Annotated in this window: 26 protein-coding genes; 10 read left to right on the forward strand and 16 right to left on the reverse strand. The window is 55.5% G+C overall.

Going from position 1 to position 23,229, the window contains the following annotated elements; translation table 11 throughout:
- The 10 genes from hisC to A8710_RS10545 form a co-directional block, all read right to left on the reverse strand.
- Entirely contained in the window at positions 1 to 1,074 is a 1,074-nt protein-coding gene (gene hisC, locus A8710_RS10500) for a histidinol-phosphate transaminase (RefSeq protein ID WP_068860326.1), read from the reverse strand.
- A complete protein-coding gene (hisD, locus tag A8710_RS10505) occupies positions 1,071 to 2,393 on the reverse strand; it encodes a histidinol dehydrogenase (protein ID WP_068860328.1) in 1,323 nt (440 codons plus the stop codon). Before hisD ends, hisC begins: the two co-directional genes overlap by 4 nt.
- A 66-nt stretch (positions 2,394 to 2,459) precedes the next feature.
- Entirely contained in the window at positions 2,460 to 3,104 is a 645-nt protein-coding gene (gene hisG / locus A8710_RS10510) for an ATP phosphoribosyltransferase (RefSeq protein ID WP_068860330.1), read from the reverse strand.
- Positions 3,101 to 4,375, reverse strand: coding sequence for a UDP-N-acetylglucosamine 1-carboxyvinyltransferase (gene murA / locus A8710_RS10515; protein WP_068860332.1), 1,275 nt, complete (start codon positions 4,373 to 4,375; stop codon positions 3,101 to 3,103). Before murA ends, hisG begins: the two co-directional genes overlap by 4 nt.
- Before the next feature lie 28 nt (positions 4,376 to 4,403).
- Positions 4,404 to 4,655 (reverse strand): BolA family protein, encoded by a 252-nt coding sequence (locus A8710_RS10520; protein ID WP_068860334.1) that lies wholly within the window; start codon positions 4,653 to 4,655, stop codon positions 4,404 to 4,406.
- A 12-nt stretch (positions 4,656 to 4,667) separates the two neighbouring features.
- Positions 4,668 to 4,973: an STAS domain-containing protein gene (locus A8710_RS10525; RefSeq protein ID WP_068860336.1), complete on the reverse strand. Its 306-nt coding sequence runs from the start codon at positions 4,971 to 4,973 to the stop codon at positions 4,668 to 4,670.
- On the reverse strand, positions 4,970 to 5,647 hold the full coding sequence (locus tag A8710_RS10530; RefSeq protein ID WP_068860338.1) for an MlaC/ttg2D family ABC transporter substrate-binding protein: 678 nt from the start codon (positions 5,645 to 5,647) through the stop codon (positions 4,970 to 4,972). Before A8710_RS10530 ends, A8710_RS10525 begins: the two co-directional genes overlap by 4 nt.
- A 28-nt stretch (positions 5,648 to 5,675) precedes the next feature.
- Positions 5,676 to 6,185 carry an outer membrane lipid asymmetry maintenance protein MlaD gene (gene mlaD, locus A8710_RS10535; RefSeq protein ID WP_068860340.1) on the reverse strand — a complete coding sequence of 170 codons (510 nt, stop codon included), beginning with the start codon at positions 6,183 to 6,185 and terminating at the stop codon, positions 5,676 to 5,678.
- Complete coding sequence (gene mlaE, locus A8710_RS10540; protein ID WP_068860342.1) at positions 6,185 to 6,967, reverse strand: lipid asymmetry maintenance ABC transporter permease subunit MlaE; 783 nt, start codon at positions 6,965 to 6,967, stop codon at positions 6,185 to 6,187. The genes mlaD and mlaE overlap by 1 nt, the downstream gene beginning before the upstream one ends.
- A gap of 1 nt (position 6,968) precedes the next feature.
- A complete protein-coding gene (locus A8710_RS10545; RefSeq protein WP_068860790.1) occupies positions 6,969 to 7,772 on the reverse strand; it encodes an ATP-binding cassette domain-containing protein in 804 nt (267 codons plus the stop codon).
- 152 nt (positions 7,773 to 7,924) lie between these two features.
- On the opposite strand from A8710_RS10545, the gene A8710_RS10550 reads away from it, so the two are divergent.
- From A8710_RS10550 to yjgA, 10 genes are all read left to right on the forward strand, one after another.
- Positions 7,925 to 8,896, forward strand: a complete 972-nt coding sequence (locus A8710_RS10550) for a KpsF/GutQ family sugar-phosphate isomerase (protein ID WP_068860344.1) — start codon at positions 7,925 to 7,927, stop codon at positions 8,894 to 8,896.
- On the forward strand, positions 8,896 to 9,429 hold the full coding sequence (kdsC, locus tag A8710_RS10555; protein WP_068860346.1) for a 3-deoxy-manno-octulosonate-8-phosphatase KdsC: 534 nt from the start codon (positions 8,896 to 8,898) through the stop codon (positions 9,427 to 9,429). Before A8710_RS10550 ends, kdsC begins: the two co-directional genes overlap by 1 nt.
- 2 nt (positions 9,430 to 9,431) lie before the next feature.
- Complete coding sequence (gene lptC, locus A8710_RS10560) at positions 9,432 to 9,989, forward strand: LPS export ABC transporter periplasmic protein LptC (protein ID WP_068860348.1); 558 nt, start codon at positions 9,432 to 9,434, stop codon at positions 9,987 to 9,989.
- Complete coding sequence (lptA, locus tag A8710_RS10565) at positions 9,973 to 10,533, forward strand: lipopolysaccharide transport periplasmic protein LptA (protein ID WP_082968802.1); 561 nt, start codon at positions 9,973 to 9,975, stop codon at positions 10,531 to 10,533. Before lptC ends, lptA begins: the two co-directional genes overlap by 17 nt.
- Complete coding sequence (gene lptB, locus A8710_RS10570) at positions 10,530 to 11,255, forward strand: LPS export ABC transporter ATP-binding protein (RefSeq protein WP_068860352.1); 726 nt, start codon at positions 10,530 to 10,532, stop codon at positions 11,253 to 11,255. The genes lptA and lptB overlap by 4 nt, the downstream gene beginning before the upstream one ends.
- Positions 11,255 to 12,724: an RNA polymerase factor sigma-54 gene (locus A8710_RS10575; protein WP_068860354.1), complete on the forward strand. Its 1,470-nt coding sequence runs from the start codon at positions 11,255 to 11,257 to the stop codon at positions 12,722 to 12,724. Before lptB ends, A8710_RS10575 begins: the two co-directional genes overlap by 1 nt.
- A 213-nt stretch (positions 12,725 to 12,937) precedes the next feature.
- A complete protein-coding gene (gene hpf / locus A8710_RS10580) occupies positions 12,938 to 13,225 on the forward strand; it encodes a ribosome hibernation-promoting factor, HPF/YfiA family (RefSeq protein ID WP_068860356.1) in 288 nt (95 codons plus the stop codon).
- Positions 13,226 to 13,395: 170 nt separating this feature from the next.
- A complete protein-coding gene (rapZ, locus tag A8710_RS10585; protein WP_068860358.1) occupies positions 13,396 to 14,271 on the forward strand; it encodes an RNase adapter RapZ in 876 nt (291 codons plus the stop codon).
- The gene (locus A8710_RS10590) at positions 14,264 to 14,539 is read left to right on the forward strand and encodes an HPr family phosphocarrier protein (RefSeq protein ID WP_068860360.1); all 276 of its coding nucleotides are present in this window, start codon (positions 14,264 to 14,266) and stop codon (positions 14,537 to 14,539) included. Before rapZ ends, A8710_RS10590 begins: the two co-directional genes overlap by 8 nt.
- 60 nt (positions 14,540 to 14,599) lie before the next feature.
- Positions 14,600 to 15,136 carry a ribosome biogenesis factor YjgA gene (yjgA, locus tag A8710_RS10595; protein WP_068860362.1) on the forward strand — a complete coding sequence of 179 codons (537 nt, stop codon included), beginning with the start codon at positions 14,600 to 14,602 and terminating at the stop codon, positions 15,134 to 15,136.
- A gap of 16 nt (positions 15,137 to 15,152) precedes the next feature.
- Here yjgA and A8710_RS10600 read toward each other — a convergent pair whose 3' ends face one another.
- From A8710_RS10600 to mreC, 6 genes are read right to left on the reverse strand one after another with little or no spacing between them, the layout of a single operon-like run.
- A complete protein-coding gene (locus A8710_RS10600) occupies positions 15,153 to 15,977 on the reverse strand; it encodes a carbon-nitrogen hydrolase family protein (RefSeq protein ID WP_068860364.1) in 825 nt (274 codons plus the stop codon).
- On the reverse strand, positions 15,974 to 19,681 hold the full coding sequence (locus A8710_RS10605) for a YhdP family phospholipid transporter (RefSeq protein WP_068860366.1): 3,708 nt from the start codon (positions 19,679 to 19,681) through the stop codon (positions 15,974 to 15,976). The genes A8710_RS10600 and A8710_RS10605 overlap by 4 nt, the downstream gene beginning before the upstream one ends.
- 18 nt (positions 19,682 to 19,699) lie before the next feature.
- On the reverse strand, positions 19,700 to 21,175 hold the full coding sequence (gene rng, locus A8710_RS10610; protein WP_068860368.1) for a ribonuclease G: 1,476 nt from the start codon (positions 21,173 to 21,175) through the stop codon (positions 19,700 to 19,702).
- Positions 21,176 to 21,183: 8 nt separating this feature from the next.
- Complete coding sequence (locus tag A8710_RS10615) at positions 21,184 to 21,771, reverse strand: Maf family protein (protein ID WP_068860370.1); 588 nt, start codon at positions 21,769 to 21,771, stop codon at positions 21,184 to 21,186.
- A 2-nt stretch (positions 21,772 to 21,773) separates the two neighbouring features.
- Positions 21,774 to 22,247, reverse strand: coding sequence for a rod shape-determining protein MreD (gene mreD / locus A8710_RS10620; RefSeq protein WP_157686402.1), 474 nt, complete (start codon positions 22,245 to 22,247; stop codon positions 21,774 to 21,776).
- Positions 22,240 to 23,124, reverse strand: a complete 885-nt coding sequence (gene mreC / locus A8710_RS10625; protein ID WP_157686403.1) for a rod shape-determining protein MreC — start codon at positions 23,122 to 23,124, stop codon at positions 22,240 to 22,242. The genes mreD and mreC overlap by 8 nt, the downstream gene beginning before the upstream one ends.
- Positions 23,125 to 23,229: the final 105 nt, after the last annotated feature.

The following is a 23,229-nucleotide window of genomic DNA, read 5'->3' on the forward strand; positions in this document are numbered from 1 at the left end:
TTAAGCCAGAATCGTCTCTAACGCCGACAAGAGCGCCCGATGCTGATCGGGCGTGCCTATCGTAATGCGCAAGAAGTCTTCGATTCGCGGCAGCTTAAAGTGCCGCACCAATACCGCCTGCTCGCGCAAAGCCTGAGCCAAATCAGCGCCACGATGGTTAGGGTGGCGTGCAAATACAAAGTTCGCGCCCGAAGGCAGCACATCAAAGCCCAATCGCTGAAGTTTCAATTCAAGCGAGTCACGCTGCATGATGACCATTTGCTGCATCGCTTCAAAGTGAGACTTATCTTCAAACGCGGCTTGTGCACCCGCCAGCGCCACTCGCCCCAAGGGATACGAGTTAAAACTGTTTTTGATGCGCTCCAGTGCTTCAATCAAATGTGGCTGACCCACAGCCAGACCCACACGCAGGCCAGCTAAAGCCCGCGATTTTGAAAGCGTCTGCGTGACCAATAAATTGTCGTAGCGCCCGACCAGGCTCACCGCACTCTCACCACCGAAGTCGATATAGGCCTCATCAACCAGCACAACAACCTCTGGGTTCGCTTGCAGGATTTGCTCAATCGCGAGCAAAGGTAATAAGCAACCTGTGGGGGCATTCGGGTTAGGAAAAATCACGCCGCCGTTCGGGCGGGCATAGTCCGTGGGGTCAATCTGGAACTGAGGGTTTAAGGCCACCGTTTCATAGGCGATGTGATACAGACCCGCATAGACCTTATAAAAACTATACGTGATGTCTGGAAACAGCAACGGCTTATCGTGCTGAAACAGGCCATGAAAGGCATGCGCAAGGACCTCATCCGACCCATTACCCACAAAGACCCAGGACTTATCTCCGCCCTGACTCGCCAGATCAAAATAGTCTGCGATGGTGCTTTTCAGCTGATCGGCATTAGGGTCCGGGTATAAACGTAAGTCGTCGCCGACGGCGGCCTGCATGGCCGCTAAGGCGCGTGGCGATGGCCCAAAGGGATGCTCGTTAGTATTGAGCTTCACCAAATTGGCAATTTTTGGCTGCTCACCCGGCACATATGGGACGAGATCACGTACGAAGGGGCTCCAAAAGCGGCTCACGACTTCACCTCCGCATCATCCGGCAATAAACGATACTCGGCGGAACGCGCGTGGGCCGTCAGGCCTTCGCCACGCGCCAGCACGGACGCCACCTTGGCCAAGGTGGACGCTCCGGCAGCCGAGCAGCCAATCAAGCTGCTGCGCTTTTGGAAGTCGTACACACCCAGTGGTGAAGAAAAGCGTGCCGTCCCAGAGGTCGGTAAGACGTGGTTAGGGCCAGCACAGTAGTCACCCAACGCTTCCGGGGTAAAGCGCCCCATGAAAATAGCCCCGGCATGGCGGATCTCCGGCAGCAGCGCTTCCGGATTAGCCACGGAAAGTTCGAGATGTTCCGGCGCAATCCGGTTAATGAGCGCTAAGGCATCGGCCTCATCACGGACTTGGATGAGCGCGCCTCGTTCTGTCAGCGAAATACGTGCGATGCCCTCGCGCTCAAGGGTCGGCAATAGCCGCTCAACTTCAGCAGCAACGGCATCAAGGAAGTCGGCATCGGCGCTGAGCAAAATCGACTGCGCCTGTTCGTCATGTTCGGCCTGCGAAAAAAGATCCATGGCGATCCAAGCCGGGTCGGTTTTGCCGTCGCAATAAATCAAAATTTCCGACGGCCCCGCAATCATGTCGATACCAACTTGACCAAATACCTGACGCTTGGCTGTAGCAACATAAATATTGCCCGGGCCAACAATCTTATCCACGCGCGGCACGGACTCCGTGCCATAAGCTAAGGCTGCAACGGCTTGCGCACCGCCAATGGTAAATACCTGATCAACACCGGCGATCCAGGCGGCGGCCAGCACCAACTCATTCACTTCGCCACGCGGCGTAGGCACACACATCACGACTTCCGCAACACCGGCCACTTTCGCAGGGATGGCGTTCATCAGCACCGATGAGGGGTAAGAGGCCTTGCCGCCTGGCACATAAATCCCAACGCGATCCAGTGGCATGACTTGCTGCCCAAGCACTGTGCCGTCTGCCTCGGTGTATTGCCAGGAGCCCTGGCGTTGGTGCACGTGATAACGGCGAATGCGATCGGCAGCGATGGTCAGCGCCTGCTGCTGCTCAGGTGGCAAGCCGTTATAGGCTGCCTGTAAGCGTGGCAATGGAATGCTGAGCGCAGCCATATCGGCCACCGCGACGTGATCAAAACGATTGGTGTAATCGACGACAGCGGCATCGCCCTCGCGACGAACACGGGCGATCACCTCATTGACGGTGGCTTGCACGGCTGCGTCGGAGACGCCTTCCCACGCCAGCAGTTGATCCAGCGTGCGACCAAAATCAGCATCTTGGCTATTGAAGCGTTGCATTACCGACATGTCGTTCCTCATCGTATTCTGCCGGACCCACGGCCCGGCATCGTCACGACGGGGCCGACGGTGGTCTTAGGCGTGGGCAACTTCTCGGCGGGTTACCGCAGCCTGAAGTTGATCGACCAAAGGTTGAATTCTAGCTTGTTTCAGTTTCATCGCCGTTTTGTTCACGATCAATCGCGAGCTCACCGGCATAATTAATTCTAGGGCTTCTAGGCCGTTTTCTTTCAGCGTCTTACCAGTGTCCACCACGTCCACGATGCGGTCCGCGAGGTCCATGATCGGCGCCAACTCCATCGAACCATACAGCTTAATGATTTCGACTTGCTCGCCCTGCTCGGCATAATAGCGCTTGGCGACGTTGACGAACTTGGTGGCCACACGCATACGCCTAGCCGGTTTCGTCGCGCCGACCTTGCCAGCTACCATGAGGCGGCAGCGGGCGATCTGCAAGTCGACAAGCTCGTACATACCTTCTGCGCCATGCTCTACCAGCACATCTTTACCCGCCACACCGATATCTGCCGCGCCATTTTGCACGAAGGTGGGCACATCGGTGGCGCGCAAGATAACGATCTGCACGCCCTCTTGTGTGGTGGGGAAAATCAGCTTGCGGCTCTTGTCCGGATCTTCCAGCAACTCAATGCCGGCTTCGGCGAGCAAGGGCAGGGTGTCCTTGAGAATACGTCCCTTCGAGAGGGCAATAATCAAGCTCATCGACCGCTCCGCGAAGAGATGCGACGCAGGTCAGCGCCCAAGCCAACGAGCTTCTCTTCCAGACGCTCATAACCACGATCCATGTGATAGAGACGATCAATGACCGTGCTGCCTTCGGCAGCCAAACCCGCCAAGACCAGTGACATCGACGCGCGTAAGTCAGTGGCCATCACAGGAGCCGCCATGAGCTTTTCCACCCCGGTAATGATTGCGGTGTGGCCATCAACAGCGATCTTGGCACCAAAGCGGCTGAGCTCAGGCACATGCATGAAGCGATTTTCGAAAATGGTTTCGCTGATCGTGCTGACGCCCGTTGAAACTGTATTCAGCGCCATGAATTGCGCCTGCATATCGGTTGGGAAGGCGGGGTGAGGGGCCGTACGGAAGCTCACCGCTTTTGGGCGACGACCTTGCATATCCAGCTCAATCCAATCGGCGCCAGTATTAATGTGCGCACCCGCTTCCTGTAGTTTCAACAAGACGGCATCAAGCTGAGTAGGATCCGCCGCTGTGGTACGGACGCGACCACCGGTGATGGCACCAGCGCAAAGATACGAGCCGGTTTCAATTCGGTCTGGAATGACATTGTGCTGGCAACCATGCAGCGCCTCAACGCCACGCACCACAATGCGATCACTGCCGGCACCTTCAATGTCCGCACCCATGGCGATCAAGATATTCGCCAAGTTAACGATTTCGGGTTCGCGTGCCGCGTTCTCGATAATGGTGGTGCCTTCCGCGAGGGTGGCCGCCATTAGAATGTTTTCAGTGCCGCCGACTGTGACCATATCGAACACGAGGTGCGCACCCTTCAGGCGACCATTCACTTTGCCGTGGACGTTGCCATTCTCGACGCGAATTTCTGCGCCGAGCTTTTCCAATGCCTTGAGATGCTGATCCACCGGACGCGAACCAATCGCGCAGCCGCCGGGCAACGACACTGTGGCTTCACCATAACGCGCCAGCAAGGGGCCCAATACCAGAATGGAAGCACGCATCGTGCGCACTAACTCATAAGGCGCCACGGCACTGGTGAGCGTACGTGCGTCAATTTCGACTTGATTATTATCGTGCATGGTCACGGTAACGCCCATGCAACCCAAGACTTGCAGAATCGTGGTGACGTCTTGCAGATGAGGCACATTGCCAATGTGCACAATGCCATCCGCTAACAGAGGGGCCACCAAGAGCGGCAATGCCGCATTTTTTGCACCAGAAATACGGACATCGCCGCTTAATGCGCGACCGCCGGTAATCAATAATTTATCCATGAAGCGCCGCCTTAAGAATGTTTAAAAATCAGCCGAATAACTTCATCTTGCGCCACTCTTCAGGCGTCAAGGTTTGCATGCTGACGGCGTGAATGGCGCCACTGGCAATATGCGTCTGCAACGGCGCGTAGACAAGCTGCTGCTTCGCCACTGGTCGGAGGCTTTCAAACGCCGGATGTACTATCGTGACGGTGAATTTACCGCCATCGCCAGTGACCGCAATGTGTTGTGCTTCAGGAATGGCAGCAGTCAGCAGGGACTGAATTTCGGCAGCGTTCATCGGAACTCGTTATTAAGTAGGCGTAAAAACAGGGAGTAGATTGCTGGCTTGCAGAATCGCATGCAAGCGTGTGGGAATGGCTCGGAGAGTCAAGGTCTGTTGACGTTTGGCAGCGGCGCGGCGCCACGACATGAGCACCGCTGCCGTCACGCTATTGCCGGTGGTTAGGCCAGACAAGTCACAGATGCAGGGGCCGGCGGCCAGATCGGCAATAAGCGCCAAGCCTTCGGCCTCACACTGCCCCGCATTCGCGCTATCCACCGCGCCACTCAGCACGAGGCCATTGCCATCTGTTAGGCGTGACACAACAGCCGTCATGATTTGGCCTTTACCACATCGATGGTTGCTGCATCGGGCGACCATGCCGTAATGGCCTTATCCAAATTGCCAGCCGATTGCTCAACCACATCCGCGAAACGTTTGCGGAAGGTCAAACCTAAGTTCAAACCATTAATGATCAAATTGCGTGCCTTCCAAACACCGGAACCATCACGAACCATCTGGAAGGTTACAGGCACCATCGTGCCGGACTCCAGCGTGACCTCAACATCCACTTGAGCGCGATTCATATCAGCACCCGGCGTGTAGGGCTTCACCACAATTTTCTGATTGTTATAACCCGCTAAGCCATTGGCGTAGGTGCGAATCAAGCTCTGTTTGAACGTCGTGGCAAATCGATCCCGCTGCTCTGGGCTAGCCTGACGGAAATACTGCCCCATGACACCACGGGCAATGCCCGGAATATCGACAAACGGCGTAATGTTTTGATCAACAAGTGCCGACAGCGCAGCCGGGCTCTTCAGTAGCGCCTTACGCTCTTTGACGATACGCGCAACGAGGTTGTCGATAGATTTTTGCACAACGACTTGCGGGTTCGCCTCCGGCGCATTCACCACCGCGGCTACTGATGCAGAGGCATTCACCGCAACCGCCGCAAACGCTGGTGCAGCAATCACACTGGAAACAATCATCAAACCCATTAAACGCTTCATAACATAGTCCTTTAAGTAACTTCAGGCATTAAAACGCTGCATCTGCCGAATCGGCTGACGCTTCTGGCGCTGCCTTTGGAGCTTCCGTGGCTTTATTGAACAGGAATTTACCAATCAAATCTTCCAGCACTAAGGACGATTGCGTTTGCTCAATACGACTACCTTCTTTCAAAAACGTGTCGTCGGCACCGGGCGTCAAACCAATGTATTTCTCGCCGAGCAGGCCGGAAGTCAAAATAGCGGCAACCGCATCGGTGCTGATGTCATTGACTTCACTATTAATGGCCATCTCAACGCGGGCCTGCTGCGTCTTAGCATCCAAAGTGATGGACTCGACGCGACCGACACTCACGCCAGCAATAGTGACTTTGGCGCGCTCGGTGAGGCCGCCCACATTCTGAAATAGCGCATGCACACGGTACGACTCTTTGCTGGTCTCGCCGGACAGGCCGCTGACTTGAATGGCCAGAAACATCAGCGCGCCAAACGCCAGTAGTAAAAAAGCACCCACCAGCAACTCTAGGGATTTAATGCGCATCAGACGCCTCCAAACATGACAGCGGTGAGGATGAAATCCAGTGCCAACACCGCTAAAGATCCATAAACCACCGTACGCGTCGTGGCACGTGAAATGCCCTCGCTGGTGGGCTCGCAATCGTAACCCTGGAAGACAGCAATCCAGGTCACAGCAATACCGAAGGCCAAGGCCTTGATTAAGCCATTCAACACGTCATCAATAAACTCAACCGACTGCTGCATATTGGCCCAGTAGGAGCCTTCAAAAATGCCCAGCCAGTCCACGCCGACCAAGCGTCCGCCGAGGATGCCCACCGCCGTGAAAATAGTGGCCAACATGGGCATGGTCAGCACACCGGCCCAGAAGCGTGGTGCAATGATGCGACGAAGAGGGTCGACACCGATCATTTCCATACTGGACAGCTGCTCGGTGGCTTTCATCAGGCCAATCTCCGCGGTCAGCGCCGATCCCGCGCGACCCGCAAAAAGCAACGCGGTAACCACCGGCCCAAGCTCACGGGTCAAGGTCAGTGACACCAACGTACCCAGCGCTTGCTCACTGCCGTAAGTAATTAAGATGTTGTAGCCCTGCAAGCCCAGCACCATGCCAATAAACAAACCCGACACGATAATGATGACCAAGGACAACACGCCCACGGCGTAGATTTGCTGAATTAATAACGGTATGGCTAAGCGCCAGCGCGGCCAGCACACCAACGCCTGCCAAAGAAAGACGGACGCAGCGCCGATTGTTCTCACCACATCTAAACCACGAGCACCCAGTGCCTGCACACGCGTCAGCATCTCAAGCTCCCAGCACGTCAGCCCAAGGCTGCGATGAATATTGAAAGCGCACGGGGCCTTCTGCGCTGCCGTTGAGGAACTGCTGAATAAAGGGCGACTCCGATGCGCGCAGTTGATCCGGCGTGCCTTCTCCCACGACGGCACCATTGGCCAATACGTAAATGTAGTCTGCAATCGACAGGGTTTCCGAGACATCATGCGAGACGATCACGGAGGTCAAATCGAGCGCCTCACGCAGAGTACGAATGAGTCGCACCAGCACACCCATAACCATGGGATCTTGGCCGGCAAAAGGCTCGTCGTACATGATCAAATGCGGGTCAAGCGCAATCGCGCGTGCCAGCGCCGCACGGCGAGCCATGCCACCGGATAGCTCCGCAGGCATCAGCTGCTCCGCACCCCGCAGACCAACAGACTCCAATTTCATCAAGACAATATCGTGAATCAGGCTTTCACTCAGTTGAGTGTGCGCGCGCAGCGGGAACGCCACATTTTCGTGTACGGTGAGATCACTGAACAATGCGCCGGACTGAAAGAGCATGCCCATGCGGGCGCGTAGCTTAAAGAGGTCATCGCGCGAAAGTGCCGGCACATTCTGACCATCCACCCAGACCTCGCCGCTGTCCGGTCGCAGCTGACCGCCGATAAAGCGCAGCAGTGTGGTTTTGCCACAGCCTGAGGGCCCCATAATGGCCGTGACTTGGCCGCGACGAATGCGAACATTGACGCGGTCAAAAATAACGCGATTTCCACGACTAAAACTGAGGTCGCGAATATGGACGAGGTCGCTCAACGCATCTGCCATGGCAATAATTTCTAGCCAATAAAGGCGCGCATCATAGCACCGGATCTTTTTCGGCGGAATCAAAGCGTAGGGCTGGTGACAAGCCCTTGGCTTGGCCATAATTACCTGACAGAGTTGGCACTGAATTTGTATGGGCTTCTAGGATAAATGCCATGGGTAATGTCGATTTTGTCGGAACCGGCCAGCGCGTGCTGCAGGTCGAGCTGAATGCTATTGAGGCCCTGCGGCCACTGATTGGTGACGATTTCCGCCGCGCCTGCGAACTGCTCATGGCCTGCAAGGGCCGCGTCGTCATCACCGGCATGGGCAAGTCCGGTCATATCGGCAACAAGATCGCCGCCACCCTCGCCTCCACCGGCACGCCGGCTTTTTTCATGCACCCCGGTGAAGCCAGTCACGGCGATCTCGGCATGGTCACCGCACAGGATGTAGTGGTCGCTATTTCCAACTCCGGCGAAGCCCACGAAATTCTCGCCATCATCCCGGTCATCAAGCGTCTGCGCGCCAAGCTCATCAGCATCACGGCGCTGGCCGATTGCAGCATGGGCCGTCATGCCGATGTCGCGCTGACCATCGGCAAGTCGCCGGAAGCCTGCCCGCTCGGTCTGGCACCAACTTCATCCACCACTAATACGCTAGTACTTGGCGATGCCTTGGCCGTGGCGCTGCTGGAAGCACGCGGCTTTACAGCCGAGGACTTTGCGCTGTCGCACCCCGGTGGTGCGCTCGGCCGCCGCCTGCTGCTGCTGGTCGATGACATCATGAACAAGGGCGAGCAAGTGCCCATCGTCGCGGTCGGCACGCCGATTCGCGATGCCTTGCTGGAAATCACGCGTAAGGGCCTAGGCATGACCACCGTGGTCGATGCCAATGGCAGCCTGGTCGGCCTCTTCACCGACGGCGACTTGCGTCGCACCATCGACCAGAATCTCGACATCCGCATCACGCCCATCGAACAAGTCATGACGCCAAACTGCCTGACCGTGCCCGCCGGCATTCTGGCCGCACAAGCACTGGCTGAGATGGAAGCGCGCCGCATCAATGGCGTGGTCGTGGTCGATGCTCAACGCCGCCCGCTGGGTGCGGTCAACATGCATGGTTTCCTCAAGGCAGGAGTGGTCTGATGCTCTCGGTTCGTATTAAAGAGAAGGCCGCACGCATTCGCTTGCTGGCGCTGGATGTGGATGGCGTACTTTCGGATGGTCGTTTGTATTTCGCCGAAGACGGCCAAGAACTTAAAACCTTCGATACCCAAGATGGCCACGGCATCAAGATGCTGCAGAGCGCCGGCATCGAAGTTGCCATCATCACGGGCCGCACCACCGCCCTCGTTCAACGCCGCGCCGCCAACCTGAAAATCAAGCATCTCCTGCAAGGGCGTGAAGACAAATTGGTGGCGCTGAAGGAGCTCATTACCGAGCTGGGTTACGAACTGGACGAAGTGGCTTACGTTGGCGACGACTGGCCAGACCTGCCTGCGATTCTCGCTTCTGGTCTCGGTGTAGCGGTCGCGAATGCACACAGCGAGCTTAGGACACGCGCCGACCATGTGACCACCCTCACCGGCGGGCGCGGGGCTGTTCGCGAAGTCTGTGACTTGTTGCTGCATGCGCAGAATCGTTATGACACGGCGCTTGCGCCCTATTTGGCCATCTAATTATGGATATTCGCCCACTGCTGCAATTATCGACGGTGCTAATTGCAGTGAGTGCCGGCGCCTACTATGGCTGGGGCGGGCTGACGGCTGACAATGTTGTTACAGACAACAGCGGCAAACCGGATTATATCGTTGAGCAAGTGCAACTCTGGCAAACCGACAGCAAAGGGAACTTATTAAGACGCATGCAAGGTGAGCAACTAACGCATCACCCCGCTCCGGAACGCTTTCATTTAACGCAGCCGGATATCCAGCTTTACAGCAATGGCCAGCTGCTTTGGCGCCTGACCGCCAAACAGGCGGATAGCCCGAATCCTGCCAGCGATATTTGGCTGTCTGGCCAAGTGGTTGCGCAACGATTACTGAGTCAAGAGCCGTTGCGTTTGGAGACCTCGCGCCTGCATGCCAACCCTAAGGCCAATCGATTTGATAGCCCCGAAAAAGTCACGGTCATTAGCCCGAAAGGAAGCATTTCAGGCATTGGTATGAGCACGGATTTGCAGGCCAAATCTGTCGAATTAAAATCTTCTGTAGAGGTTCGCTATGCCCCGTCTTACTAAGGTTTGGATGCAAAAACTGGCCGCTCTATTGCTCGTAGGTTGCGCTGCCAATACCGCCTTAGCGCTGCCCGAAGATGCTCAGCAACCCATTCAAATCACTGCCGACAATGCGCGCTTTGACGAAAAGTCAGGTGAGGCCATTTATCGCGGCAAAGTTCAAATTGTGCAGGGTACGCTGCGGGTAAACGGCGACTCACTGACCCTTAAAGTCGATGCCGAGGGCAACCTCTTAAATGCACGCACTTTGGGCAAGCCTGCGCACTATGAGCAAAAAACGGACCCCGCCAAAGGCTTAGTCAAAGCGGATGCGAACGAGATTATTTTTGATAACACCACCGGCGTGATCACGCTGTTGGGCAATGCCATTTTGCGCCAAGACAATGCGAGCTTCAGCGGCCCCCGTATCGTTTACTCCACGCTGCGTAAACAAATTGAAGCCACGAGCGACGCCAGTCAACGCGTACAGCTCACCTTTCCGCCCTCGGCTCGCAACAGCACTAAAACACCCTCGCCTACCAGCAGCAATGGGAGTGCGAAACCATGAGCATCCTGCGTGTGGATGGTTTGGCCAAAAGCTATAAAGGTCGAACCGTTGTTAAAGATGTGAGCCTGGCCGTGGAAAGCGCGCAAATTGTTGGCCTACTCGGCCCTAACGGCGCGGGAAAAACCACCAGCTTTTATATGATTGTGGGCCTCGTCCCCATGGATAACGGTCGCATTCGCCTCGATGACGAGGATATTTCGCACCTGCCCATGCACGGTCGCGCCCAGAAGGGCATTGGCTATTTACCCCAAGAGGCGTCCATTTTTCGCAAGCTCAGCGTGCAAGACAATATTTTAGCGATTTTGGAAACACGCAAAGACCTAGATAAAGCCGCTCAGCAAGCCAAGCTTGAGTCCCTGCTGGCTGAGTTTCATATTGGCCATATTCGTACCAACCTTGGCATGAGTTTGTCTGGCGGAGAACGCCGTCGTGTTGAGATCGCACGCGCACTCGCCAGTGACCCGCAATTTATTTTGTTGGATGAGCCTTTTGCCGGAGTCGATCCGATTTCGGTCGCCGATATCAAGGGCATCATCATGCACCTAAAGCAGCGCGGCATTGGCGTTTTAATCACCGACCACAATGTACGCGAAACGCTCGATATTTGTGAAAAGGCCTACATCGTTAGCGCCGGCGTTGAAATTGCCGAGGGTACACCCGCTGAGATTTTAGCCAATCCATTGGTACGTGAAGTCTATCTTGGGGAGCAGTTCTCACTGTGATGAAAATCGGGCTCCAGATGGGGCTAGGGCAGCACCTCACCATGACGCCGCAGCTTCAGCAAGCCATTAAGCTGCTGCAGCTGTCTACACTTGAGCTTCAACAAGAGGTTCAAGCGGCGCTCGACAGTAATCCCCTGTTAGAGCTTGATGACGGATCTGATGCATCCTCCGATCCCATCACTCAGGTAACTGCCGGAACGCCCGAAACGGTTGATGCGGCAAGCCAGACTTTAGACCTAAACCTGCAAAACGACCTTCCCAACGAATTACCCGTTGATACCGCTTGGGACGATATTTATGCCGGCACCAGCGGCAGCGGCGGTGGCGACAGCCTCGATGAAGATGGCGATCCCATTGAAAGCCGCAGTGCTCTGGCTGAGACGCTGCAAGATCACCTACGCTGGCAGCTCAACCTCACGCGCTTTTCAGACCTCGATAGGCTCATTGCTGAAGCCATTATTGATGGTCTCGATGCGCGTGGCTATCTCACCGTCAGCTTAGAAGAGCTGGCGGCTACAGCCCTGCATTGGCGTCAGCAAGAAGCTGAAGAAGATGAAATCATTGCTGTTCTACATCGGGTGCAGCAATTCGATCCTCCCGGTGTCGCCGCCCGCAACCTAGCCGAATGTTTACTCATTCAGCTCGGACAGCGTGATGACGCCACCCCCGGACTCGCCGACGCTCGATTGCTTTTACGCGATCATTGCGACCGTCTCGCCAATGGCGATTTAGCGGGCATGATGCGCCTCACAAAGCTCAGCGAAGCGGCGGTGCATCGGGCACTTAAGCTTATCCGCGAACTCACGCCGCACCCCGGTGAAGGCTGGGCGAGCGCCGATGACAAGGCCCTCATTCCGGACGTAGTCGTACGCAAAATGAATGGCCGCTGGCGTGTCGAGCTTAACCCTGACGCAGCCCCACGACTGCGCGTTAACAGTGGCTATGCCTCTATGCTGCGTCGTGCCGACAGCACCCGTGACAACCAATTTATTCGCGATCATCTGCAGGAAGCACGCTGGCTCATCAAGAGCCTGCAAAGCCGCCACGAGACCTTACTTAAAGTCGCCAGCTGCATCGTGGAGCATCAACGGGGCTTCTTAGACGATGGCCCGGTTGCCATGAAGCCCTTGATTTTGCGCGACGTCGCCGATGAAGTGGGCTTGCATGAGTCCACCATCTCACGCGTCACGACTCAAAAGTTCCTGCATACACCGCGCGGCTTGTTTGAGTTGAAGTACTTTTTCTCCTCCCATGTGAGTACCAGTGCCGGTGGCGAGGCCTCATCCACGGCTATTCGCGCCATGATCAAACAACTGGTTGCGGCCGAAAATCCGAAAAAGCCACTGAGCGACAACAAAATTGCTGACCTTCTTCAAGCGCAAGGTATTGAAGTTGCAAGACGCACCATCGCCAAGTACAGAGAGTCACTCAATATCGCCTCATCGAGCGACAGAAAACGCTTGCTTTAAGCCCTTGGCCCTATGCTAGAGTCAAGGCATACCGGTTGTTGAATGTAGTGAAGTATGTACCGTGTCACTCAGTTTTAACTGGGGACCTCTGCTTCCATCCTCGACAGGCCGCCCGGACACCTTGGCTGCAAGGCCACTCTGCCCGTCCGACCCGCTGAACGCTGGAAGCTCCGGCCCCCGCTGTCGTCACCCACGAAAGCGAGGAAGCGTCTCATGCAGATGACCATTAGTGGACACCACGTTGAACTCACCAGCGCGCTGAAAGACTACACCGCCAGCAAGCTGTCTAAGGTCGAGCGACACTTCGACCACATCACCAGTATGCAAGTTATTCTCAGCGTCGATAAGCTGGTCCAAAAGGCCGAGGCCGTCATCCGAACGTCGGGGGCAAAGCTCTTTGCCATCGCCGAATCTGAGGACCTCTATGCAGCCATCGACGCACTGTCGGATAAGTTAGACCGACAAATTGTGCGACACAAAGAAAAGCACCAGATGCACTGAGCCTTATCCCGGCACTTGCAACTGAACTGCTTACCATCGAATGCCCAGCCTATGCTGGGCATTTCTGCGTTACAGACCCTTGTTTTTAGGTTGATGACCACTTTGTCACTTGCCAACCGTCAGTATCGCCACGAGGATAGAGCCATCCCTTTTTGCGACTGGTCCAATTCATGAAACTCGTCATTGTTAGCGGACGATCAGGCTCAGGTAAGTCCACCGCGCTCCATCAGCTCGAAGACTTAGGCTATTACTGTGTCGACAATCTCCCCGTGGCCTTGTTGCCAGAGTTGGTGGCGAGCTTTCGTGACGATGTTGAAGAGCGCCCAGTCCGTCTTGCCGTTGGCATTGATGCGCGCAACCGTATTCGCGACCTCAGTCGCTACGAAAGTATTGCGCTACAGCTGCATGAGCAAAACTGCGACCCGGAAATCGTTTTCCTCGATGCGCGTGATGATATTTTGCTGGCCCGCTTCAGCTCTACCCGCCGACGCCACCCCCTGAGTAATGCCGAACGCTCCCTTGAGGAGGCATTGGCCTACGAACGCGAACTGCTGGAGCCCTTGGCTCAGCGTGCGGACTTACGTGTTGATAGCAGCGCCTTATCCGTTCATGACCTGCGCGAAGCGCTGAAGCAGCGACTAGAGCCTGTCACCTCGGCACACCAGGCCGTACAGATTCAATCTTTTGCGTTCAAACATGGCGTTCCGCTAGATGCCGATCTGGTGTTCGATGCCCGTTGCCTCCCCAATCCACACTGGGAAGCCGCTCTTCGCGACTTGACCGGGCGGGACCCCGCCGTCATTGAGTATTTATCGGGTCAAACCTTGGTTGAAGCGCTGTATTCAGATATTTATCAGTTTTTGCTGCGCTGGGTACGCGAACTCCAAGCCAGCGACCGCAGCTATGTCACGGTCGCAATCGGCTGCACTGGCGGGCAACATCGCTCGGTCTATCTTGCCGAACGTCTATTTGCCGCCTTACGAGAGGATTTGCCGAATCTACAACTACGCCATCGTGAGTTGAGTCGCCGAGGCCAGCATGGCTGAACACCATCTGACCGTGGATATTATTAACAAGCTAGGTTTGCATGCTCGTGCTGCTGCGAAGTTGGTGGAAACCGTCGCCCCTTTTAAATCCACGGTCCGGATTGGTCGTGGTGAGCGCTTAGTGGATGCTCGCAGCATCATGGCACTACTGATGCTGGGCGCGGGCCAAGGCTCACAACTCCAACTGCATGTCGCAGGGGATGATGCCGATACCGCCGTGGCCGCCGTGCAAAGTCTGCTCGCAAGGCGTTTTGACGAAGCCGAATAGGCGCAACCTTGCTATCATCCACGCCGTTCCAGCCCATGCCCGCGGCTGTTGGAGAGCGTCATGAGTGGCTACTTTACCCCGCAAGATGATTATGAAGATTTTGGTCCGAGCAAAACCGACCAGAAAAAATCTTCTGATCGCTTGCAAGTGCTGGGCGAACGCTTAGCTGAAATGAGTGAAGCGCAGCTTAAAAAGCTTCCGCTAGAAGACGCCCTGCTGAAAGCCCTGCTCGACTTCAAACGCATCAAGGCTCATGAGGCCATTCGCCGGCAGCGTCAGTACATTGGCAAATTAATGCGGCAAGCGGATGAAGCAGCCCTGCTGGCGGCACTCAACCCTCTGCGTAACCCGGCTTTACAGCGACAACTAGACCTATTGCTTGCACGCCTTATTACCCACGGCGATGAGCTGCTGGGCGAAGTCATGACACGCTTCCCTGCCGCTGACCGACACACGCTACGCACGCTGGTTCGCTTGGCACGAAAAGAAGTGGTTAGCACCGAGGCCGCTGGGATCACTGAGATAAATGAGACGACGCGTCCTGCTCGCCATAAGCTGTGGATTTACTTACGCGAGCTAGCGGCGCTAGCCATGTAATAGGATGGCACTTAGCTCAATCGCGACGATGCTGCTCCACCGGCATTCGTCGCCTTAATTCATGCTGCTCACTCGCATCGTACAACGCCGTAACCAACCCTTCGCCCGACTCATGGCGCTCCGCCAGAACCTCACCCCACGCATTGATCACTTGGCTATGACCCCAGGTTTTGCGCTGCTCACTATGCTGCCCACCCTGACCTGCCGCGATGACCAAACATTGATTTTCAATCGCACGGGCACGCAACAGTACTTGCCAATGCGCCTCGCCGGTGACTGCGGTAAACGCGGCAGGCACCACTAAGATATCCGCGCCTAAGCGACGCAGATGTCGCGCTTGCTCAGGAAATCGCAGGTCATAGCAGGTCAGCACACCGACACGTCCAACGGGTGTTTCGATCAGGGCGATATCATCGCCGGGCTCAAAGGTGGCCGACTCTTGGTAGCGACCTTGCGCGTCTGGCACATCAACATCGAAAAGATGGCGCTTATCGTAGCGTCCCAGCAAAGCACCATCAGGGCCAAAAACCAGTGTTGCACTGCGTACCCGACCATCAGGTACTGTGACACCATCAGGGCGCTGTCTGAGCGGGAGCGTGCCGGCGATTAAGGTCAGTTCATGCTGCCGCGCTTGTTCGGACAACCACGCCATGATGAGCTGAATCTGCCCTGCCTCAGCCAGCTGCGCTGCTGCACCAAAAATGGCGGCATTCTCGGGGATTAGTAACAGCTTTACGCCTGCATTAGCCGCTTGCGCAAAGCCGCGAGCTAAACTGGCCTGATTATTGGACCACTCCGAGCTACTCACCATTTGCCAGGCAGCAACGCAAGCCTTATTCATGGCTTGGGATCCGTTGCTGCATCCGACTTGGGCAGGTTCGCCGGCAACGACTCCAAAGCCTCATCGTCAACAACCAAGTTCTCCCAACTACCACTGACCCGATAGCGAACTGAGGTGAGTTTTGCCAGCTGCTTATCCAATAAAAGATCGGCCGCAACTAAAGCGCCGCCCACAATGGGGCCCGCCAAAAAGCCAGCAAGCACCGGCACAGCACTACTGACGGGAACACCCACACGCAACTGCTGATCTAAAGTTTGATTATTGAGATTGACCCAACCACGCCCGCGAATCTGTACCGTAGGCCCTTCTAAATCGAACTGTGCAGGCTTGAGCACCCCTTGATTGAGGTCCGCCTTCACCATAATTTTGTCGTAATTAATGCCTTTGCGCGTGATATCGGTGAAATCGAAGCGCAGGCGTCTTAATAAATTACTGGCGTTAATCAGGCCAAAAATTCGAGTCGCTAAATTGACACCACTCACTTCTTTTAAACGTCCCTGCTTCAGCGTCGCCGTCACATTGCCTGAACTTTGATTAAGGCTGAACTCGTTGGGAGCGCCGGGCCAAAACAACTCACCGCCAGCCTCTAAGGACTCACTACTCAGGGCATTGGCAACACCCATTTGGGCCATGACTTCACCGATATCTTTCGCTTCAAGCTGCCCCTTTATCTGCGTCATTTTTTCGCCTTGCAGACCCCATGTGGCACTGCCTGAAAAATTCAAAAGCGGCTGCTTGAGCGTTAATGGCGAAAGCAGCCATGCCTGATTTTGTTGTTGCAACACCCCAGACACTTCGGTCACCGGCCAATTAGGCCAGCGCGCAGGCTGCAAACCTTTCAGCTGCAAGTCCCACGCGCTATCAATTTTCGTGGCCCTAATGCGCGTATTGGAAAAACTCTCGTCACCTAATTGCAACGCGTCTGTTTCCAGATTGATCTGATGCAATGCTGGCAATTCCGCCGTCATGGATTTTCGACCCGGCAAGGTCAATACTGGTTGTGCGATAAAATCTTGCCACGCGGAAAGGTTCACTTTGGCGACGCGCAAATCGGCAGAAATACCGCTCTGACTGGGCCAGGCTAAACCAGGTACACCGTAGCGGATTAATGCGCGTTGAATCCCACCATTTTTGGTGACGACACCCATGCGCAGGTCATTCCCCAGCGTCACACTGGCCTTGTGCTCTGGCGCTTGGCCGAGTGTTGTTTGGTAGCGCATCGGCAGAGGAGTGGCCGCCAACTTGCCCAGAGGCGCGGGCAACAGAATTTGCGTGCCCACCAGGCTACTATTGATTTGCAAACTACTTAACCCGGGTGCCGAGACAGGCAAATTCACCTGCACATCAGCCACTGAGCCACCTCGGGCGTAGCGCAAAACATCTACGCCAGACCAACGACCTAACGCCGCCATATCAATGGGTGCTTGAACAAATACTTTTTGCTGCCACCACTGCCCACGACGCTGTTCACCGCGCAATTGGATGGTCACTGGTTTTTGCCAAAGAGCTGCCTGCAGAGATGACGCATCCAAGCCTTGCTGACTATCAAATCGAAGAGCGCCTTTAACCTGTTCAAATCGCAGATTCTCCTGCGCCAGCTCAATGACTGCGTTATTCAGTTGCGCATCTACTTTCACCGCGGTGGTGCCTGATGACAACGGCACGGAAAGGGTCAAACGAGCCTGCGCAGGACCAGACAATGCCAACCGCTCAGCCACCCCGGCAGTCTGTTTCTTTAAAGGCGACTCGGCTAATAGCTTATCGACATCCGTTAAATCCAGCGCTAGGTCTGCGTTAATGGATAACACGGGGCGGTGAAGATCCGGAATGTCAGCGAGCAGATTTTTGGCCTGAGCAGAGAGTATGTTGCCGCGCTCACCGCGCACGGTTAAGCGCTGCCCAGAAATATCTACGGTAGCATCTAAGCCAGAGAGCACGGGCCAGCCCGGTACGTAGTCTAGGACCGCGTTCTTGAGCTTGAATTGCATATCCAGACGGCCGCCCTTTGGGCCGCCGTAAAGTGGGCCGATATGAACAAAGCTAGCCTGCTCAATGTCTCCCGATGTCAGCGACTTTTTGAGCCAGGCCAACGTATTGGCGCCCGCTGAATGCCACGGCACATAGCGATACGCACTAGCCAATTTGGCATTGCGTAGGCCTGCGAGTAGCTCCAACTGACCTTGGCCTGGATTCTTGTCCGGCAGGCGCAACGCAAACTGAGCATTCGCTTCGGCATCGGCATTCACTAGCTTTAACACATCACTATCGATATGCCATAAGCCCTCTCGATGCTGCCAGCGCATCCCACCCTGCAGGCTATCTACCGCGATCGGTTCGCGAAAGACCTCGGGCAGCAACAATCGAGCTTGGCGCGTATCGAAATAAACCAGCCCTGTGCGGGTACTTGTTCTTAACCACCCCGCCATGCGCTCGAAGCCAGGGCGCTTGCCCTGAGGCTTGACACTGAGTGCTTTAAACTCCGCTTCTACACGCTGAAATTGCCACCCTGCCTGCGTCTTATCTAGCTGCAGATGAAGCCGTGGTAAGACGCCTTGCGGCTGCGCCTCTGCCAATTGATCCGCCAGCCGCTGGGGAAGCAATTTCAACTGTAGGGCATGAGCTTGTAACTGCGGCAGAACCATACGAGCCGCCGCAATAGTCATTTTATCGGGTCGTAAATCGACCGCAAATCGGCGCAACGGCAGCGCCAATCCATTGAGCTGACCCGCCAGATCATCGCCCGCAAATGTCCAATTATCTGCGTGATGCGTCATGTTCAGCACACCGCTCAGCCCGACGATGCTCTGCTCCCCATGTGCGGGCAACGCAACCGTAGCGTCAACGTTATTGAGCGCGACCGATAGCGTGCGCGGAGCGCCACCCTTGCTCCCCAGCCAGAGCTTTATATCACCCTGCTTTAATTGCAAATCACTGACTGACGGTATCGGCCAAATGGACTTAAGACTGTTAAGCCAAGGCTGCCAAGCCGATAGCGTGTTCATTTGCACATATAACTGCCATGGGCTGACACGCCATGCCATTGGGTCTTGCCCCATGACCAGCAGAGCTTGCTGCTCTACGTCACTACCGGCCAGTGTAAAGCCCACTTGAAGACGGTAATCCGACACGGCATTAAATTGGGTTAAGTGCAGCTTTTTAAGGGTCAAACGGGGCTGGCCAGAAACCTGCCAATGCAATTGGTTATCTTCTAGCGTCAACCCGGGCTGAGCCAAAAGCCAACGCAACCCCTTCAAGGCATTCGCCGGATCAGACTGCTTTAAACTGGCGAACTCTTTCACTTGAATACTGCCGTCCGGGGCAGCCAACAACGTCACTTGCAGCCCTGAAAGCGTGGTGCGTAATCGTGGACTGAGATCGAGCAAGGTCGCCCACCAGTCTGGCGTTGTCGACATGGAAGGAATGGTTAAGAGCACTTGCTCAGGATGAGCGGGATCGCGCAGCGTAATGTTTTTGACGGTGAGCACAGGACTTAATTGGCGCCAATCGCCCGCTAACGTACCGATACGAATATCTAAGCCGGATTTAGCACTTAACCAGTGTTCAACATGTTGCTTTTGATCACCCACATAAGGCATGAGTTCACGACCCAAGCCCACCACTAAGGCAAGTGGGATGAGCAGAGCAGCCAATACCATTAAGCTGCTATGCAATACACGATCTAAGCGCGACACCGTGTGTGTCACTCGCTCAACTCACGCGCGTTAGAGCAAAACCACATCGTACTGCTCCTGGTGATACATCGCCTCGACTTGGAAGCGTATGGGCTTACCCACAAAGTGCTCCAGATCCGCCACCGCCGCAGACTCTTCGCCCAGCAACCGATCTATGACACGCTGATTGGCCACGACAGAGTATCCGTGAGCGGCATCATAGGCCCTCGCCTCCCGCAGAATCTCTCGAAAAATCTCAAAGCAGACAGTTTCCGCTGTTTTCACAGTGCCACGGCCCGCGCAGGTCGGGCAGCTCTCACATAACAAATGCTCTAGCGACTCCCGGGTACGCTTGCGAGTCATCTCCACCAACCCTAACTCGGAGACTTGCGTGATCTTCGTTTTAGCATGATCACGGCTGAGCATTTTTTCCAGCGAGCGCAAGACCTGACTGCGGTGATCTTCTTCCTGCATGTCAATAAAGTCGAGGATGATGATGCCGCCCAAGTTGCGCAAGCGCAGATGTCGGGCAATCGCGTGCGTCGCCTCTAAGTTCGTTTTGAACACGGTGTCTTCGAGGTTACGTGAGCCGACGAACGAACCGGTATTCACGTCCACCGTGGTCATGGCTTCGGTCTGATCAATAATCAGATAACCACCCGACTTCAGCAGCACTTTGCGCTGCAAGGCTTTCTGCAAATCGTCTTCGACATTATATAAATCAAAAAGTGGGCGCTCTCCGGGGTAGTGCTCTAAGCGCGACTCCAAGCCCGGCACAAATTCGCGCACAAACTCAATCGCCTTGGCATAGGTTTCACGAGAGTCTATGAGCACCTTCAACACGCTGGCGCCGACAATGTCGCGCAAGGTGCGCAAGGAGAGCGGCAGCTCCTCATAAATCAAGGCTGGGCCATTGGTATAAATGGCTCGCTCGCGAACATGACGCCACAGTTTGAGCAAAAACGCCATGTCGTGATCAAGCTCAGCATCATGAGCGCCTTCAGCAACCGTGCGGATGATAAAGCCGCCACCGAGCTCATCGGGAGATGTCTCTCGCAAGCGACGAATCCACTGCTTTAAGCGCTCACGCTCGGGCTCATCTTCAATCTTTTGCGACACGCCAATTTGGTCGCTATAAGGCATATAGACGAGGTAGCGCGAGGGAATAGACAAGTCCATGGTCAGCCTGGCCCCTTTGCTGCCCATCATGTCTTTCATGACCTGAACAGTAACGGACATGCCGTCATGCATGCATTCTTGGATGGTTTGTGGGCGCAGGCCTTTGGGTGCAATGCGCACCTCATTGATGTGCAAGAATGCTGTACGCTCTAGGCCAATATCAATAAAAGCAGCCTGCATTCCCGGCAAGACCCGAACGACTTTGCCGCGATAAATATTGCCGACCAAACCGCGTTTTGCCGTTCGCTCAATAAACAGCTCTTGCACTACGCCATTCTCAATCAGAGCGACACGCGACTCCATGGGCGTGACATTGATTAAGACTTCATCCGTGCTGAGGGTGCGCATAGCACTCCTTAAGGCCAAAGTGGAAAATTCGCGTCTCGCAGTAAGGCGGCTGTTTCAGCCAATGGCAAACCCACCACGTTGCTATAACTGCCTTCTATGCCGCGAATATATAACGCAGCTCGGCCCTGGATGGCATAAGCACCCGCTTTGTCTTGTGGCTCACCGGTATCCCAATAAGCCTTTTGGTCTGCTTCAGGAATGCCGGCAAAGTCCACACGTGTGCTGACGACACAATACGCTGTCTTTCCAGCATGCCAGAGAGCAATGCCCGTCAGTACGCGATGATCATTCGCCGTGAGGTGCCGCCAAATCCGCTGGGCATCGGCGAAGTTTTCTGGTTTGGCTAGGATTTCACCACCGGACACGACTGTCGTATCCGCCGCTAAGACCCAGATGGGCTCATGGATATGAGCAAGCCGAGCAGCCACCGTTTCGGCTTTTGCCTTGGCCAAACGAAGCACGTAGTCGCTGGCCGACTCGCCTGCCTGCAGGGATTCATCGACATCCGCAGGCAAACAACGCGCGGTGATGCCAATTTGGCGAAGTAAGTCTGCGCGCCGAGGAGAGGCCGAGGCCAAATACAATCCGCCCGGCATGATTAACGCTGCGTCCAGCGGCGCAAAGACAGCAGCACCGTTGGCCAGATTAAGGCGCTGGCTGCGGCCGGGAGGAAGTAGCTCAGATCCGTCGGCACTTCGCCGCGCACAGAAAGCACGGCATAAGTGAGCGATCGCTCGAGCAGAATCAATAAGAAAACCAAGGCAGTGGTTTGGCGCACCGAAAACACGCCCGACCAACGCTGCGTCATGCGGGTGACATAAATCACCAACACCAGCGCGAGGGCATGCAGACCCAATGGGCTGGCTAGAAAGGCATCAAGCAACAGGCCCATCACCAAGGCAAACCACAGCCCCACCCAGGAAGGCGCATGCATGACCCAAAAAATCAGCACTAACATGACCCATTCCGGCCGCCACGCTTGCAGGGCATCAGGCAATGGCAAAATGCTCATCAGCAACGCGGCCGACAAGCTCCAAATAATCGCCAGGAATGGGCTTCGGGGATTAGCCACGGGGCACCTCGGGGGCGACTGGAACAGAGGGGGCACTGACGGCGGGAATCGTTGCATCCGCGGCCGGAATAGGCGCGCTGGTCGCAACCGTTGGACGCTCAAACAAGGCGAGCAAATAGCGGCTGCGATCGAGAGCGGCCACCGCTCGCGCAGAAACTTCAAGGAATTGCTCGCCCGGCACTTTACGGATACGCGTCACGACCCCAACGGGATAGCCTGCGGGAAAATCTTGGCCTAGCCCCGAAGTCACCAACAAATCGTCTTTCTTAATATCGGCCGTTTCCGGCACAAACTGCAGTGACAACTCTTCTGGATCGCCCGTGCCACTTAAAATCGCGCGTATACCATTGCGGTTAATTCGAACGGGTACCGAGTGCTGACGATCGGAGATCAACATAATGCGAGCCGTCTGCTGCCCGACAAACTGAACGCGACCCACTACACCGCGCGCGTCCAGCACCGGCTGTCCTTTATACAACCCTGCCTCAGCACCTTGATTAACGATGAGCACATGATGCGTCGTATCGGGATCAACACCGATCACCTCGGTGACTAAAACACGGCTTTCAATGGACTCCGCTGCCACGGTTAAGCCACGCAGCCTGGCATTGTCATTACTCAAATAGGAGAGCTTTTGAACACGAGCAGCCAGCACTAAGTTAACCTGACGTAACTGCGCATTTTCCCGCTTTAGTGCCGCCCCCATTCGAATGCTATCCGCCGCTTCTTCAAACGCGGTGCTAGGCAATGCAATCGCCAAATACACAGGCTCTACCAAGCTGTAGAGCTGGCGCTGCAGTGAGGCAAGCCATCCCCATTGCAGGCTGTCACCCACAAGCAACGCCACAGAAAGCGTTAGTGTGGCGACAATATGCACTCGATCGCCGCGCTGGCGAGTAAACAACGAGTTGTCGATGATGGCCTCCCGAAGGCACCGTAAAGCGTTGTGTTTTTATACACGGCCTAGCCACAGAGACAAGCC

Source organism: Perlucidibaca aquatica, assembly GCF_001676655.1.
Taxonomy (GTDB): domain Bacteria; phylum Pseudomonadota; class Gammaproteobacteria; order Pseudomonadales; family Moraxellaceae; genus Perlucidibaca; species Perlucidibaca aquatica.

Excerpts from the sequence above, each read along its gene's own strand:
- lptC (WP_068860348.1), top strand. The coding sequence starts at position 9,432 with ATGGATATTCGCCCACTGCTGCAATTATCGACGGTGCTAATTGCAGTG.
- A8710_RS10590 (WP_068860360.1), top strand. The coding sequence starts at position 14,264 with ATGGCTGAACACCATCTGACCGTGGATATTATTAACAAGCTAGGTTTG.
- A8710_RS10600 (WP_068860364.1), bottom strand. The coding sequence starts at position 15,977 with ATGAATAAGGCTTGCGTTGCTGCCTGGCAAATGGTGAGTAGCTCGGAG.
- mlaD (WP_068860340.1), bottom strand. The coding sequence starts at position 6,185 with ATGCGCATTAAATCCCTAGAGTTGCTGGTGGGTGCTTTTTTACTACTG.
- A8710_RS10530 (WP_068860338.1), bottom strand. The coding sequence starts at position 5,647 with ATGAAGCGTTTAATGGGTTTGATGATTGTTTCCAGTGTGATTGCTGCA.
- mlaE (WP_068860342.1), bottom strand. The coding sequence starts at position 6,967 with ATGCTGACGCGTGTGCAGGCACTGGGTGCTCGTGGTTTAGATGTGGTG.
- hisD (WP_068860328.1), bottom strand. The coding sequence starts at position 2,393 with ATGTCGGTAATGCAACGCTTCAATAGCCAAGATGCTGATTTTGGTCGC.
- A8710_RS10545 (WP_068860790.1), bottom strand. The coding sequence starts at position 7,772 with ATGGCAGATGCGTTGAGCGACCTCGTCCATATTCGCGACCTCAGTTTT.
- murA (WP_068860332.1), bottom strand. The coding sequence starts at position 4,375 with ATGGATAAATTATTGATTACCGGCGGTCGCGCATTAAGCGGCGATGTC.
- rapZ (WP_068860358.1), top strand. The coding sequence starts at position 13,396 with ATGAAACTCGTCATTGTTAGCGGACGATCAGGCTCAGGTAAGTCCACC.
- lptB (WP_068860352.1), top strand. The coding sequence starts at position 10,530 with ATGAGCATCCTGCGTGTGGATGGTTTGGCCAAAAGCTATAAAGGTCGA.
- kdsC (WP_068860346.1), top strand. The coding sequence starts at position 8,896 with ATGCTCTCGGTTCGTATTAAAGAGAAGGCCGCACGCATTCGCTTGCTG.
- hpf (WP_068860356.1), top strand. The coding sequence starts at position 12,938 with ATGCAGATGACCATTAGTGGACACCACGTTGAACTCACCAGCGCGCTG.
- hisG (WP_068860330.1), bottom strand. The coding sequence starts at position 3,104 with ATGAGCTTGATTATTGCCCTCTCGAAGGGACGTATTCTCAAGGACACC.
- A8710_RS10550 (WP_068860344.1), top strand. The coding sequence starts at position 7,925 with ATGGGTAATGTCGATTTTGTCGGAACCGGCCAGCGCGTGCTGCAGGTC.
- rng (WP_068860368.1), bottom strand. The coding sequence starts at position 21,175 with ATGCGCACCCTCAGCACGGATGAAGTCTTAATCAATGTCACGCCCATG.
- A8710_RS10520 (WP_068860334.1), bottom strand. The coding sequence starts at position 4,655 with ATGAACGCTGCCGAAATTCAGTCCCTGCTGACTGCTGCCATTCCTGAA.
- A8710_RS10525 (WP_068860336.1), bottom strand. The coding sequence starts at position 4,973 with ATGACGGCTGTTGTGTCACGCCTAACAGATGGCAATGGCCTCGTGCTG.
- yjgA (WP_068860362.1), top strand. The coding sequence starts at position 14,600 with ATGAGTGGCTACTTTACCCCGCAAGATGATTATGAAGATTTTGGTCCG.
- A8710_RS10615 (WP_068860370.1), bottom strand. The coding sequence starts at position 21,771 with ATGCCGGGCGGATTGTATTTGGCCTCGGCCTCTCCTCGGCGCGCAGAC.
- A8710_RS10575 (WP_068860354.1), top strand. The coding sequence starts at position 11,255 with ATGAAAATCGGGCTCCAGATGGGGCTAGGGCAGCACCTCACCATGACG.
- lptA (WP_082968802.1), top strand. The coding sequence starts at position 9,973 with ATGCCCCGTCTTACTAAGGTTTGGATGCAAAAACTGGCCGCTCTATTG.